Annotated in this window: 13 protein-coding genes; 8 read left to right on the top strand and 5 right to left on the bottom strand. The window is 56.2% G+C overall.

Features of this window, described 5'->3' with window-relative positions:
* Nucleotides 1-226 precede the first annotated feature (226 nt).
* From QDI87_RS02275 to QDI87_RS11700, 7 genes are all read left to right on the top strand, one after another.
* Complete coding sequence (locus tag QDI87_RS02275) at nt 227-1432, top strand: MFS transporter (RefSeq protein ID WP_278521281.1); 1206 nt, start codon at nt 227-229, stop codon at nt 1430-1432.
* Between the two features lie 252 nt (nt 1433-1684).
* Nucleotides 1685-1888: a protein kinase gene (locus QDI87_RS02270; RefSeq protein WP_255240742.1), complete on the top strand. Its 204-nt coding sequence runs from the start codon at nt 1685-1687 to the stop codon at nt 1886-1888.
* Nucleotides 1889-2168: 280 nt separating this feature from the next.
* On the top strand, nt 2169-2618 hold the full coding sequence (locus tag QDI87_RS02265) for an Hsp20/alpha crystallin family protein (RefSeq protein WP_255240743.1): 450 nt from the start codon (nt 2169-2171) through the stop codon (nt 2616-2618).
* A gap of 226 nt (nt 2619-2844) precedes the next feature.
* The gene (locus QDI87_RS02260; protein WP_255240744.1) at nt 2845-3372 is read left to right on the top strand and encodes an NUDIX hydrolase; all 528 of its coding nucleotides are present in this window, start codon (nt 2845-2847) and stop codon (nt 3370-3372) included.
* Nucleotides 3373-3563: 191 nt separating this feature from the next.
* Nucleotides 3564-4298 (top strand): pyruvate formate-lyase-activating protein, encoded by a 735-nt coding sequence (gene pflA, locus QDI87_RS02255; RefSeq protein ID WP_353936034.1) that lies wholly within the window; start codon nt 3564-3566, stop codon nt 4296-4298.
* A 166-nt stretch (nt 4299-4464) separates the two neighbouring features.
* The gene (pflB, locus tag QDI87_RS02250) at nt 4465-6735 is read left to right on the top strand and encodes a formate C-acetyltransferase (protein ID WP_278743359.1); all 2271 of its coding nucleotides are present in this window, start codon (nt 4465-4467) and stop codon (nt 6733-6735) included.
* 131 nt (nt 6736-6866) lie between these two features.
* The gene (locus QDI87_RS11700; RefSeq protein WP_341460083.1) at nt 6867-8084 is read left to right on the top strand and encodes an NUDIX hydrolase N-terminal domain-containing protein; all 1218 of its coding nucleotides are present in this window, start codon (nt 6867-6869) and stop codon (nt 8082-8084) included.
* Nucleotides 8085-8926: 842 nt separating this feature from the next.
* Here the strand turns inward: QDI87_RS11700 and nudC are convergent.
* The 4 genes from nudC to QDI87_RS02215 all read right to left on the bottom strand — a co-directional run bounded on the left by nudC (nt 8927) and on the right by QDI87_RS02215 (nt 12046).
* Entirely contained in the window at nt 8927-9766 is an 840-nt protein-coding gene (gene nudC / locus QDI87_RS02230) for an NAD(+) diphosphatase (protein ID WP_036374745.1), read from the bottom strand.
* 124 nt (nt 9767-9890) lie between these two features.
* Entirely contained in the window at nt 9891-10523 is a 633-nt protein-coding gene (locus QDI87_RS02225; protein ID WP_036374736.1) for an MBL fold metallo-hydrolase, read from the bottom strand.
* Between the two features lie 48 nt (nt 10524-10571).
* A complete protein-coding gene (locus QDI87_RS02220) occupies nt 10572-11087 on the bottom strand; it encodes an HD domain-containing protein (RefSeq protein WP_036374733.1) in 516 nt (171 codons plus the stop codon).
* A gap of 56 nt (nt 11088-11143) precedes the next feature.
* A complete protein-coding gene (locus QDI87_RS02215) occupies nt 11144-12046 on the bottom strand; it encodes a D-alanyl-D-alanine carboxypeptidase family protein (RefSeq protein WP_244881936.1) in 903 nt (300 codons plus the stop codon).
* 300 nt (nt 12047-12346) lie between these two features.
* On the opposite strand from QDI87_RS02215, the gene lexA reads away from it, so the two are divergent.
* Nucleotides 12347-12958, top strand: coding sequence for a transcriptional repressor LexA (lexA, locus tag QDI87_RS02210; protein WP_036374730.1), 612 nt, complete (start codon nt 12347-12349; stop codon nt 12956-12958).
* Nucleotides 12959-13104: 146 nt separating this feature from the next.
* Here the strand turns inward: lexA and QDI87_RS02205 are convergent, their stop codons facing one another.
* Complete coding sequence (locus QDI87_RS02205; protein ID WP_036374729.1) at nt 13105-14355, bottom strand: aminotransferase class I/II-fold pyridoxal phosphate-dependent enzyme; 1251 nt, start codon at nt 14353-14355, stop codon at nt 13105-13107.
* Between the last annotated feature and the right edge of the window lie 13 nt (nt 14356-14368).

The following is a 14368-nucleotide window of genomic DNA, read 5'->3' as shown; positions in this document are numbered from 1 at the left end:
TGCACATTTCGCGCTTCTTCGCGTGTTTTTATCCCTGTTTTATCGCACTCATTCGCCGTACTTCGCAAAATGTGCATTGTATAAAAATTTTTGTACTTTATTTGCGTGCCTGATTTACATTTTTTCTGTAAGTGCTATAATACAAAACAATCTCATCTGTATTTTGTATTCATATTTTACATTCAGAAAGGACGTATGCATGATGGAACAAAAGAATCCCTTTAAAATGCCAAAGGTACTCTGGTTTCAGCTGTTCCTGCTGGCACTCGGCTATGCGTTTTACTCGGCGAACCGCCTTTCTTTCGGCGTCGGCCTCAAGGCTGTTGCGGCTTCGCTGTCGCTGACCGCCGTCCAGCTCGGCACGATTGGCACCATCTTCACCCTCGGACAGGCACTCATCGATATCCCTGCCGGTTATCTCGCGGACCGGTTCGGCCGCAAGCGCATGCTGATTTTCGGCATGGTCGGCCTCGGCTGCATGACCACTTGCGTCACGACTTCGGCCAGCTTTGCTGGAGCCGCCCTGTGGCGTGTCTGCTTCGGTATTTTTGAAGGCTGCTGGAATATCGTCATGTACTCGGTAGCCGGCTCGATTTTCCCGGCCGCCCGTGCCATGCTCAACGGACTCATGATGACGTTCTACTCCATCGGCGCGTATGTCGGCCCGACGTATTACGGCTGGAGCCTGGAGCGCACGGGGGACTGGAGCGTCGGCCTGACGCACATGGGCATCGCCACCGTCATCTTCGGCCTGCTGCTGATCTTCGGCTTCAAGAGAAAATACACGGATACCTCGACGGACATCAAGCGCATTCATCTAATTGAGGCAATCCGCACGGTCGGCTTTAACAAAGTCGTCTGGCTCGGCGTACTGATCCAGATCCTCAACATCATCCCGTACTGGGGCTTTGCTTCGATGGGCCCGTACCTCTTCATGACGTATAAGGGATTCAGCCCGACAGAGGCCGGCTCCTTCTTCGGCGCCATCTACGGTATTGGCGGTCTCAGCGGCGTCGTGCTCGGCTTTTTCGCCGACCGCTTCGGCCGCAAGCCGACCATCATCTGCCTGTCCGGACTCAACGCACTCTGCGCGTTCCTGATCTTCCATGTCATCCCGCAGACCTCCGCGGTGCTCTACATCGTCGGCGGCCTCATGGGCATCGGCCTCCACGCCATCTACGTGCTCGGCTACACGATCGCCCAGGATGGCGTCAGCACGAGCCAGATCGGCCTGGCCACCGGCATCGTCGGCGCTTCGAGCTACTTCCTCTCGTTCTTCTCAGGTCCGCTCATGGGCTTCCTGACCACGACGCTCGGCCACGTCGCCGCCCTCGACATCATCGTCGTCGCCTTCGAGGCCTGCCTCTTCATCGTCGCCCTGCTCATGAAAGAGACGCAGAACCGCCATCTCCACGAAGAACACGAAGCCTGATCCATACGTCATATCGAATTAAAAGAGACGCATTCCAGCGTCTCTTTTTCTATGCCAATCCGCAGCGTCCTGTGCAGTCTGCTAAGATGTATACTGTGAAAAAAGGAGTTATTCTTGTGCGGGGAAATCGCGTTGCTCATGCGAAATTTTTGACAAAAAAATGGAATAAAAGACTTTTTTCTGGGGCAGGATAGTGTTATAATAGAAAAAATTTCAACTATTTATTATACGATAAAGGACAGGTGTAAAAGAATGGCTAGAACGGTAAATTACGAAGCGAAGATCGAAACCATCGAGGCGAAGATCCAGAAGAAAAAAGACGAGATCAAAAAGCTCAAAGCTGAGCTCGAGGAGGTCAAGGCAAAGAAGGCTCAGGCCGACTACAAGGAACTTCTCGACTACATGAGTGAACACGACATCTCCGCCGAGAAAGTGCTGGATGTCATCAAAAACTGAGTGCATGACAAAAGAAACAAGATCTAAAAAACAAGCTCTATTGTGAAGAGCTTGTTTTTTTGTAGCCGTCATCCTGCATTCGCTTCCTGGGAACTGTAAAAAAATTTTCTTTTTGACATATTGACTTTTTGACCAATATGAGTATAATAAGAATTGTAAAGAGGATAAGGGAACCGAGAGAAAGGGTCCGAGGTCCTCGATACAAATATCAAATGGTTTTGAATCGCCGCCTGATGCTCATCAGAAGGTGGCAGCAAGACGTTGAAAGGGGTTTTTGATTATGTTTGGTTTGGTTCCATTTGTTTCCAACAATGATCTTCAGAAAGAAGAGAACGTATTTGATCGCCTCATGAATGTCTTTGATGAACCGTTTATGCAGAGCTTCCATACTCCGGAATTCAAGGTTGATGTCAAAGATAACAAGGACAGCTATGACCTCACGGCTGAGCTGCCGGGCCTCAAGAAGGAAGACATCTCACTTACGTACAACAACAACTATCTGACGATTGCCACGAAGAATGAGCAGTCGAAAGACGAGAAGGACGATAAGGGCAACTACGTCCGCCGCGAGCGCAGCCAGAGCAGCATGAGCCGCTCGTTCTACATCAATGATATTGATGAGAGCAAGTGTACGGCAGAATACAAGAATGGTATCCTTTCCGTCCATATGCCGAAATCGGCCGAGAAGGCTGCAACGGGTCATACCATCAACATCAATGGCGCCGCTTAAGCCCGAGCGTGAAACTGCTTAAAGTTTGACCAACCAAACACCGCGTGCCGCGTTCAAGCGGCCGTCGGTGTTTGCTCCATATGCAAGGGACGTCTCTTAAAAGAGTCAGCGTATTGCTGGCTCTTTTTTTGTGCGCCCAAGGCATGTGTATTTTTCTAGCCATAGCTGGTGATGCAATATTTCTAGTGGTATAATAATCGTAATAAATCACAAGAGAGGTGCAGGCATGGAATACTGGGATATTTATGACAGGGAGAAGCACGTGACGGGGCGCAGGATGATCCGCAATGACTGGCACATGAAGCCGGGGGATTATCATCTGACGGTGCTGGCGCTGATCCGCGATCGGGCAGGGCGCATCCTCATCACGCAGCGCAAGGCGGATAAGGAATGGGCTCCTCTGAAATGGGAGATTCCTGGCGGCGGCGTCCGGACCGGAGAGCGTTCGGAGGAGGCGGTGCTCCGGGAGGTGGCCGAGGAAACAGGGCTTCACTTCACGATGGAGCAGGGCCGCTGCATCCACACGTACCGCAGCGACAGCCCGGCCGAGCAGAACAATTATTTCGTGGACATCTATGAATTCTGGGGCGATTTTACGCAGGCGGATGTCCGGATCCAGGACGATGAAGTCGAGGCGTTTCGCCTGGCCAGCCCGCAGGAGATCGGTGCGCTGGGGGAGCGCGGGGATTTCCTGCACTACCACCGGCTCGAGGGCTTGCTGGCTCGTCCGGGATCCTCGGGAGAAGAGGCATGACGCTCCGTGTGCCCGCTCCTGCCAGTGGGACTGCTGACTCATGGAGCGGGTGAGCGATTGAGCGCCGGCCAACCCGATTTCGGCACGTCTTTGATTTTAGTTAAGGAAATTTTCATCAACACCTTATATAATGACCTTGTCAAGAGACACGGTTCCGTGATCCCTTGCTGGGTCTTTTTTCGTGAGGAGGCATTATGATTCAGGGACGCATTCATTCCATCGAAACGTTTGGCTCCGTAGATGGGCCGGGGACGCGCTTCATCATCTTCCTGCAGGGCTGTGCGATGCGCTGCCTGTACTGCCATAACGTGGATACGTGGAACGGGCAGCGGGGCGGTGAACTGCGGACAGCAGATGAGCTGCTGGACCAGGCGGAGCGCTATCGGCCTTATTGGGGAGACGAGGGGGGCATCACAGTGAGCGGCGGCGAGCCCCTGTTGCAGATGGATTTTCTGCTGGATCTCTTCCGGAAGGCAAAGGCGCGCGGCATGCACACCTGCATCGATACGGCCGGGCAGCCCTTTACGCGCCGGGAGCCTTTTTTCGGCAAGTTCCAGGCGCTCATGGAGGTGACCGACCTCCTGCTCGTGGATATCAAGCACATCGATGCGGAGGCGCACCAGAAACTCACTGGCTGTCCCAACGACAATATCCGGGACATGTTTTGCTATCTGTCCTCCATTCACAAGCCCATCTGGGTCCGTCAGGTGCTGGTGCCGGGATGGACGGATGCGCCCGATTCGCTCCAGCGCACGCGGTCGTTCCTCGATACGCTGACGAATGTGGAGCGCGTCGAAGTGCTGCCGTATCACAACATGGGCCTCTACAAGTGGGACGAGCTCGGCATTCCCAATCAGCTCCGCGATGTGCAGCCGCCTTCGGAGGAAGACGTGCAGCAGGCGCGGGATATCCTAGGGGCCGTCTGAAGAAGAGAATTCCTAGAGAAAATGTGATGCCTGGCATGAGTCTTTGAGTGAAATCAAGGACGGGCCGCACCAAAAACGGTATGATATAAATCAACGAGAAACAAAAATGTGCATGGACACATAAACGCATCGATGTCTAGAAGAAGGAGGAAATATGATGAACGTCATGAATCGAGATGCTGCCTGGAGGAGCTTCAAGGGTGTAAAGTGGACAGATGATGTCAATGTGCGGGACTTCATCCAGAACAACTACACGCCTTATGACGGCGACGAGAGCTTCCTCGTTGGCCCTACGGAGGCGACGGACAAGCTCTGGGGCAAAGTGCAGGAGCTGCAGAAGGAAGAGCGGAAGCGGGGCGGTGTCCTGGACTGTGAGACGGAAGTCGTTTCGGGGATCACGGCGTACGGCCCGGGCTACATCGATGCATCGCTGAAGGACCTCGAGCAGATCGTCGGCCTGCAGACGGACAAGCCCCTGAAGCGCGCGTTCATGCCGTTTGGCGGCATCCGGATGGCAGAAGAGGCCGCCAAGACGTACGGCTACGAGGTCAATCCCAAATTCCACAAGATCTTTACGGAGTACCACAAGACCCACAACCAGGCGGTCTTCGATGCCTACACGCCGGAGATGCGCAGGGCGCGCCACAGCCATATCGTCACGGGCCTGCCGGATACGTACGGACGCGGCCGCATCGTCGGCGATTACCGCCGCGTGGCGCTCTACGGCATCGATTTCCTCATCGAGAAGAAGAGTGAGGACCTCGCAAACTGCGGCTGCGGTGTCATGACGGACGACATCATCCGCCAGCGCGAGGAGCTCGCCGAACAGATCCGGGCCTTGAAGCAGATGAAGGAGATGGCCAAGGCCTACGGCTACGACATCTCGAATCCGGCCAAGAATGCCAAAGAGGCCGTCCAGTGGCTCTACTTCGGCTATCTGGCAGCCATCAAGACGCAGAATGGCGCCGCCATGAGTGTCGGCCGCATCTCCACGTTCCTCGACATCTACATCAGCCGTGACCTCGCGGAGGGAACGCTGACAGAGACGCAGGCACAGGAGCTCATCGATCACCTGACGCTGAAGTTCCGCATGGTGAAGTTTGCCCGCATCCCGTCGTACAACCAGCTCTTCTCCGGCGACCCGGTCTGGGCGACGCTTGAGATGGCCGGCGTCGGCATGGATGGCCGTCACATGGTCACGCGCACGGACTACCGCTTCCTGCACACGCTCGAGAACATGGGCCCGTCCCCGGAGCCGAATCTGACGGTGCTCTATTCGCCTGCCCTGCCCGCAGCCTTCAAGAAGTATGCCGCCCGCATCTCCATCGAGACATCCTCGATCCAGTACGAGAACGACGATGTCATGAAGCCGGTCTGGGGCGACGACTACAGCATTTGCTGCTGCGTTTCGGCCACGCAGACGGGCAAGGAGATGCAGTTCTTTGGAGCGCGCGCCAACCTTGCCAAATGCCTGCTCTACGCCATCAATGGCGGCAAGGACGAAAAATTCCTGACAAAGGACGGCAAACACATGCAGGTGGGGCCGGAGTACATGCCCATCACGTCAGACGTGCTCGACTACGATGAGGTCCTGCATCGCTTCGATCAGATGATGGACTGGCTGGCCGGACTCTACGTGAATATCCTGAACCTCATCCAGTACATGCACGACAAATACTACTATGAGGCAGCTGAGATGGCCCTGATCGACACGGACGTGCGCCGGACCTTCGCCACGGGCATTGCCGGGTTCTCTCATGTCGTCGATTCCCTCTGCGCGATCAAGTACGCCAAGGTCTCCACAATCCGCGACGAATCTGGCCTGGTCGTCGACTACAAGGTCGAAGGCGACTTCCCGAAATACGGCAACGACGATCCGCGCGCTGACAAGATTGCCGTCTGGCTCCTCAAGACCTTCATGACGAAACTGCGCAAGCATCACACGTACCGCAACTCTGAAGCCACGACGTCCATCCTGACCATCACGTCCAACGTCGTGTACGGCAGCGCCACGGGCGCACTGCCGGACGGACGCAAGGCCGGCGCACCGTTCGCGCCGGGCGCAAATCCGTCGTACGGTGCGGAGCAGAACGGCCTGCTGGCCTCCCTGAACTCCGTTGCGAAGCTCCCGTACGAGTACGCACTCGACGGCATCTCGAACACGCAGACCATCGCGCCGGAAACGCTCGGCCATACCGAATCAGACCGCGTGGACACGCTCGTGCGCGTGATGGACGGCTATTTCAAACAGGGCGCCCATCACCTGAACGTCAACGTCTTCGGCGTGGACAAGCTCATCGACTGCATGGAGCACCCCGAAAAGCCGGAATACGCGAACTTCACCATCCGCGTCTCGGGCTACGCCGTCAAATTCATCGACCTGACCCGTCAGCAGCAGCTCGACGTCATCTCCCGCCGCGCCCATCAGAAGATGTGAGCGCATCGAGAGACATCTCATATCCATAAAATTCCCTCGCAACAAAAGGCATTTACTGTCTGGCCGTTACGAGGGAATTTTTGCTATAATGACAAGGAGAGCCGTTCATCATGACACAAGGGGGAAGAAAAATGGACCGTTTAGAAGAAATCCTGGCTGCCAACAAGGCATTTGTGGCCCATGGCAAGCATGACTATACAGAAGAGGATATTGCCGCGAGCAAGCTGCCGAAGAAGAAAATGGCGATTTTCACCTGCATGGACACGAGGCTGACGGAGATCCTCGAGCCGGCCATGGGCATCCAGCGCGGCGATGCCAAAATCATCCGCACGGTCGGCAACTACCTCACCGGCGAATTTGATGCGGTCATCCGCAGCCTGATGGTGGCTATCTATGAACTCGGCGTCGAGGAGATCTTTGTCGTCGGGCATTACGAGTGCGGCATGGCCAAGACAACGGCAGACAGCCTCGCCGCTGCGATGCGCGCGCATGGCGTGAGTGAGGGCGCCATTGCCAAGATCCATGGCGAACTCGAGACGTGGGCCAACGCGTTCCGCGATCCTGTCGAGAATGTCAAGGATGCTGTGGCCAAGATAGCCGGCAACCCGTACATCCCGAAGAACATTAAGGTACACGGCCTGATGATCCATCCCCGCACCGGGAAGCTCAATGTCATCCAGACGGCAGCAGACAAGCCCGTGTCTGGGGAGGCGGCAGGGCAGGAACCATCTTCAAAGCAGCAGTGGCTTGACTGGACCGTGAAGATCCAGAGCCTGGCACAGGCTGGTCTTCATTATGGGCGGGACCGGTTTGACCTTGAGCGCTATCAGGAACTGCGCGATATTGCCGCCGCAATGATGGCAGCGCAGGCAGATCTGCCGCTCGCAAAAGTCAAAGATCTCTTCTGCAATGAGACGGGCTATCAGACGCCCAAGATCGATACGCGCGCGGCCATTTTCCAGGAGGACAAAATCTTGCTCGTTCACGAAAGCACGGGGAAATGGTCTCTGCCCGGCGGCTGGTGTGATGTCGATCAGTCGGTCGCGGATAATACCGTCAAAGAAGTCAAGGAGGAGGCCGGCCTCGATGTCGCCATCACCCGCGTCATCGCCATCGACGACTGGCGCAGACACAACCGATGCAACAATCCCTACGGGATTATCAAGATTTTCGCTCTCTGCAAAGTCCTAGGCGGCTCCTTTCAGCCCAATATCGAGACCACCGAAGCGGCGTATTTTTCCGAGCAGGAACTGCCGCAAAACATCGCCCTCGAGAAAAACAGCCTCGACCAGATTCACCGCTGCTTCGCCGCACATCGTACGCCGGACTGGAAGACCACGATGGACTAAAACGCAGTGAATGTACACCCGCTGCTGGGGGGTGACCTGCAGTTCGGTATCCACAAAGCAGTAAAGACGATCAAGGGTAAAACGTCGAGGATACTTCGGCAGGAATTTCATTTATTTTTGCATTTCGAAAGGCTTCTTCCATGTCGGCTGCACAGGAAAGGTAACACACATTATAACGACAACTGGTTTATCTGGCAATGCAATCTGCCTCAACTACACTAAATATAAAAAGGAAGTTGCTTCTGTAGCAGCTTCCTTTTTGTTTTATCGTTTCAAGTGACGGATGGAATCATGATAGCCTGCAAGGAAGTCGGCAACATAAAATCACGTTAGTCACACAAAATAACCGTAAGGATTATCATCGAATGTTCAGCCATACACGAGATTACTTACACATTACTTCCGATAAGTATAAATTATCGGAAGTTTTATTTTAACCTAAAATCCTGGGAAAAACCGGCGGAAATCTATCCGCATCACCTTAAGTAATACCATATATATTACCATAAATACTTTGTAATACTTAGGTATGTATGGCAATACTTAAGTATTAAAAAAATGATTTCCCCTGCCGCTTGAGCGAATATGATTGCTCGGTGCTTTCTCGTAGGCGGTTTTCGATACAAGAAAGCCCCGCAGGATCGATGGTATTCGGTCATGCGGGGTTTGATTTAGGACTGTTGTCCGGATAATCCGGAGTTTCTTTTGTGCGGCAGCTGTCTGGCGGCCTGGCGGCCTGCTCTTGATGTAATGACGATAATGCTATCTGTTTATAGCATGTTATCGTATGCGATTGCATCGGCAGTGCCATCTTCTCACTTGCTGCAGGAATCGTGCTTTTATCAGCACGGTTCTCCTGCTTTGAAGCGGGCCATCATCTCGTTTGTGAGGCTCCAGTCGTCTGGCTGCAGGATGACGTCTTCTGGCTTTGCCCAGAAGGCGCGGCTGAGCTCTTCGCGGTCCATCTGGATGGTGTCGTCGCCGTCGAGGTCGCAGTAGAATCCGGCGAGGATGTCGGCGGCGCTGCCCCACGGCTGGGATTTGTAATAGCGGATGTTCTTGACCTTGAGGCCGACTTCTTCGGCGACTTCACGCTCGACCGTCTCTTCGAATGTCTCGCCGATCTCGGTGAAGCCTGCTATGAGCGCGTAGACGGTTGTGTCGCTGTGGCTTGCAGCGTAGCGCGTCAAAAGGATCTTTCCATTGTGCAGGACGCCGACGATGATGGCCGGGTTGATGCGCGGATAGATGACATGGTTGCACTTGGAGCAGCGCAGGGCGCGCTCTTTTGTGTCGAGGACGGTCGGCTGGCCGCAGACGCCGCAGAAGCGGTTCGTGTGGTACCAGCCGTAGAGGTGCAGGGCCGTGTAGAAGGCGTAGAAGCTCGGCAGCTTTGCCTCCTTGTTCTGACGGATGTTCTTGATGGGCTCGAAGGCAAAATCTGCCGGGATGACTGGTCTTTTTTCGCTGAGCAGCAGGAAGAATGCCTTCTTGCCGATCGTGAAGAGGTAGACGCAGCCGTCAGGGCGGCCGAGCTGGGCAAACGTCGGGAAGAGCTTTCCTTCATCCTGGCGCACAAGTACCGTGCGCGCGTCGAAGACGAATACGACGCTGTCATCCATCGGCTCAGCCGACGGCTTGTACTGGTTGTCGAGTTTCTTTGGTGCAATATCCTGGATCATGGGGATTCCTTTCTGTGACACTGTAGCTCTGTGCCCTATCCTGAGGCTCTGCGTTGTCCGGTGCGCGTACATGACGCATGCGGATGCCCGAGTCCCTCGCGTAAAATGTGTGTCAGGGCTGACGTTATACCAGATACCAGCTGCGCCCGCGCTCTTCTGCCGGTGTCGTCGGCGCTGAGTGGCCCGAGAGCAGCAAGGTGTCGTCGGGCAGTGTCAGGATGCGCTCGCGGATGCCGCGCAGCAGTGCCTCTTCATCGCCGCCGTACATGTCGGTGCGGCCGTAGCTGCCCTGGAAGATGGAATCGCCGACAAAGGCGGCCCCATCCTCTTTCGTGTAATAGATGACGCCGTCTGCTGTGTGGCCTGGCAGGTCGAGAAGCTCCAGCTGGAAGGACGGCTTCTCTTTGAGCGCGATGACAGCATGGTCTGCGAGATACGTGACATCCTTGAGCACGATGGGGTCCTCGGTCTGAGAAGAGAGGTTCCAGACGGGGTTCTCGGCGTAGAGCATCCCCTTCTCGCCCATATACACGGGGATCTGGAGTACCGCCTGCAGTTCGTTGACGGCGCCGATGTGGTCGAAATGGCCATGCGTCAGCAGGATGGCCTCAATGGTCAGGTCCTTCTCGCGGATGAGCTCGAGCAGTTTACCCGCCTGTGCGCCGGGGTCTATGAGGAAGCCGTGCTTCGTCTCATTGTCGGCGTAGATGTAGGCGTTGGTCGGGATGTACTTCGTGACAGTTGCCTGCAAGATCATGGGAGACTCTCCTTTCTGTTGTTTGTTGCCCGCTTCAGCAGATGGCGCTCAGTCAAGGCCGTAGACTGCATTGAGCATGGCCGTACCGCTCGTCGTGCGGAAGACTTTCTCGCGGAAGGTTTTGCATGCTTTGGCGGAAAGTTCATCCTCGTAGGCGTTGACGAGGAAGTCGGCTTCGAGCAGCAGTTGGTAGTCTGCCCCATCGACATCTTTATAGGTGTGATGATGGCCGATGAGGTAGCAGATGCGCTCGATCATGGCGTCCGGAATGCCAGAGACTTCTTCGAGCAGCTTGCGCGCAGGTGCTGGCCCCTCTTTTTCCTGGTAGATGCCTGCAGCGCTCCTGTACTTCGCCTCAGCGGCATGGATGCCGATGTCGTGCAGGATGGCGGCGAGCTCGAGCGTCTGCTGGACCTCTGCGCGCAGTCCTTCCTGGCGGCCGAGCAGGGCGGCATAGGTGTAGACTTTGAGGAAGTGCTGGATGCGCTTGGCATCACCGGCGTCAAAGGTGATCATCGCCTGCAGAACTTCATCGCGCTTCTTGGCAAAAGTTTCTTCTGTCATGGGTGTTCCTCTCTCCGGCTTTACAGTCGGCTCGATTTCATGGTATATCCGTTGCATCAGTGAACTGCGGCAGTGGCCTGCGAAAGCGCAGGGTCAGCTGTTGTCTCGCTGTCAGCTACTGCTTTTGCGGCCTCTTCTTCCTGCTCGAAGCCGTAGTCGAGCAGAGCGGCGGCTTCACTGAAGCGCGTCTCGTCGTCGTCGGAATGCATGACGACGGCGATGAGCTCTTTGTCACCGCGCTTGGCCGCGGCGCTCAGGCAGCCGCGTGCGGCGCTTGTCCAGCCCGTCTTGATGCCCGTGCAGCCCGGATACGATTCGAGCAGCTCATTCGTGTTGCGACAATATGTCTTGTGGCCCTGCGGCGCGATGTAGTAGATGTTCTTTGCCTTCGTGCCGACAATCTGGCGGAAGGCGTCGTTGTGCATGGCGTAGGCGGCAATCTTGGCCATGTCGCGCGCTGTCGAGTAGTGGTTGGCGTCCGGCATGCCGTTCATGTTGACGAAATGCGTGTTGACGGCACCGATTGCCTGCGCCTTCTCATTCATCATCGCGGCGAAGGTGGCTTCATCTCCGCCGACTGCCTCCCCGACGGCCGTCGCTGCGCCGTTGTCAGAGATCATCATCATCTGCTGCAGGATGTCGGCCATGCGCAGGGTGTAGCCCGGATAGAGGCGCGTGCACTCGACATCGGCTGCATAGCGGCTGACGGTGACGAGCTGGTCGGGACTGCTCGTCTCAAGCGCGAGGATGCAGGTCATCATCTTCGTCATGCTGGCCGGGTATTCGCGCTTGTCAGCGTTCTTCTCATAGAGCACCTGCCCCGTCGCCTCGTCGATGACGATGGCGGCGTCTGCCGTGATGTCCGGCGCCGCGGCCATGGCAACGGCCGACCAGACGAGCAGCAGCACGAGGCTCAGCAGTGCGGTATAGATTCGTTTACAAGATTTCAAGATGTTCATGCTCCAATCCGTCCCCCTCTTTCGGCAATTCCAGGCAAGATGCCGCCAGGGACTCTTCCTGCATTATAGCTTCATCGTCTGGCATCGTCAAATTTTTCCCAATCCCTTTGAAGACATTTTGAAGACTTTCCGACCCCTTCGCATTCATGGCTCTCAGGATGACTCACCCATGCGGCTGGCTCCTCGATTTCCGCTAATATTCATAAAACTCTTTTTTTTCGAACATACATATGCTATAATAGAGAACAGAACGAAACAAATGGACTGATGACGCAATCGGATAGATAAGGGGGATGTATTATGCGCAAGACGAGCAAATCAAGTGACCGCCAGAAAGAGATTTTCCAGTTCATCAAGGCTTTCCTGCTCGAGAAGGGCTATCCGCCTTCCGTAAGGGAAATCGGCGAGGCTGTCGGGCTCAAGTCGAGCTCAACGGTCCACAGTTACTTGTCGCGCCTCGAGGCCAATGGCATGATCAAGCGCGACCCGACGAAGCCGCGCGCTATCGATATCCTCGACGAGCGCCCGTGGCGCCAGAATGTGCCGGTGCCGATGCTCATCGGCATCCACAAGGGTGCGGCACTCTTTGACGAGAAGAATTTCAGCGACGTCTACTCCTTCCCGCAGGAACTGCTCGCTACCCACAAGAAGACGTACCTCGTGCGCATGCCGGATGATGGCCTGCGGGAAGCGGGCATCGCAGAGGGTGACTTTCTCTTCATCACGCCGCAGGAATTTGCCAATGACTTCGACCTTGTCGTCGCAGAAGTGGACAGGCGCTCAACCGTGCGCTACTTCCGCCAGGACCAGAAAGGGACCTACCTCCTGAAGAGCCGCGAGGAAGAGGCAGAGCCGTGCCCAAGCGTGGTCACGGTCCTCGCCCGCGTGATCAGTGTCTACCATAAGATCTGAATCAGGATTGCTCTGCAGTGCGGGACGAACAGGCAGACAAAAATAACGATAACAATATAACAACATGACAACAAAAAACGGCGTCTGTCCGAGCGTGTATGTTCTCGGGCAGACGCCGTTTGATATTGCCGTATCGTATCTCTGTGTCAATCCGTTTCGTCGAGGTCAAGGACGGCCTGTGCGGCGCCCATGATGCCGATGATGGCGTGCTCGAAGGTCAGGCCACCCTGCAGGTAGACGTTGTAGGGTGCGCGCAGCGGGCCGTCGGCACTGAACTCGATGGAAGCGCCCTGCACGAAGGTGCCTGCCGCCATGATGATCTTGTCGGCGTAGCCCGGCATGTCCCACGGCTCCGGGGCGGCGAAGGAGTCGACCGGCGAGTACTTCTGGATGCCGCCGCAGAAGGCGATGAGCTTGTCGGCGCTGCCGAGCTCGATGGCCTGGATGATGTCGCCGCGCACGTCCGTCGGCAGCGGCAGCGTCTTGTAGCCGAGCTTGGCGAACATGCCCGCTGCGAAGATCGCGCCCTTGATGGCCTGTGAGACGACGTGCGGCGCGAGGAAGAGGCCCTGGAACAGCAGGCGGTTGTTCGAGAGGCTCGCGCCGAGCTCGTCGCCCATGCCCGGTGCCGTCAGGCGGTACGAGGCGAGCTCGACGAGGTCGTCGCGGCCGACGATGTAGCCGCCGGTCGGCGCGATGCCGCCTCCTGGATTCTTGATGAGGGAGCCCGCCATGATGTCGGCCCCTGCCTGCGTCGGCTCTTCGTAGTCGACGAACTCGCCGTAGCAGTTGTCGACGAAGCAGATGCAGTCGGGCTTGATGCGGTGGACTTCCGTTGTGATGGCGCGGATGTCCTCGATGGAGAGCGGGCTGCGCATGCTGTAGCCGCGCGAGCGCTGGATCTCGACCATCTTCGTCTTGTCGGTGATGACGTCCTTGATGTGCGCCATGTCGACTTTGCCCGCGACCATCGGCAGCTCGTTGTAGAGCACACCGAATTCCTTGAGGGAGCCGGGGCTCGGGTTGTCGTAGCCGATGACCGTCTGCATCGTGTCGTACGGCTTGCCCGTCAGCGAGACGAGCTCGTCGCCGGGGCGCAGGATGCCGAAGAGCACCGTCGCTAGCGCGTGCGTGCCCGAGACGAACTGCGTGCGCACGAGCGCGCGCTCTGCGCCGAAGATCTTCGCGTAGAGCTCTTCGAGCTTGCCGCGGCCGATGTCGTCGTAGGCATAGCCCGTCGTCGTGTTGAAGTGGGCGTCGGAGACGCGGCACTCGCGCATGGCATCGAGTACCTTCAGCGTGTTGGCCTCGGCCACATCCTCGATGTGCGCAAAGAGCGGTTCGGATTCCTTGAGGACCTCGCGCTTGAGATCCGTGATTTTCTTGGAAAATGACATGGAAATACTTACC

The organism is Mitsuokella jalaludinii (assembly GCF_928722185.1).
Classification (GTDB): domain Bacteria; phylum Bacillota; class Negativicutes; order Selenomonadales; family Selenomonadaceae; genus Mitsuokella; species Mitsuokella jalaludinii.
This window is presented reverse-complemented; position numbering and strand designations above follow the sequence as displayed.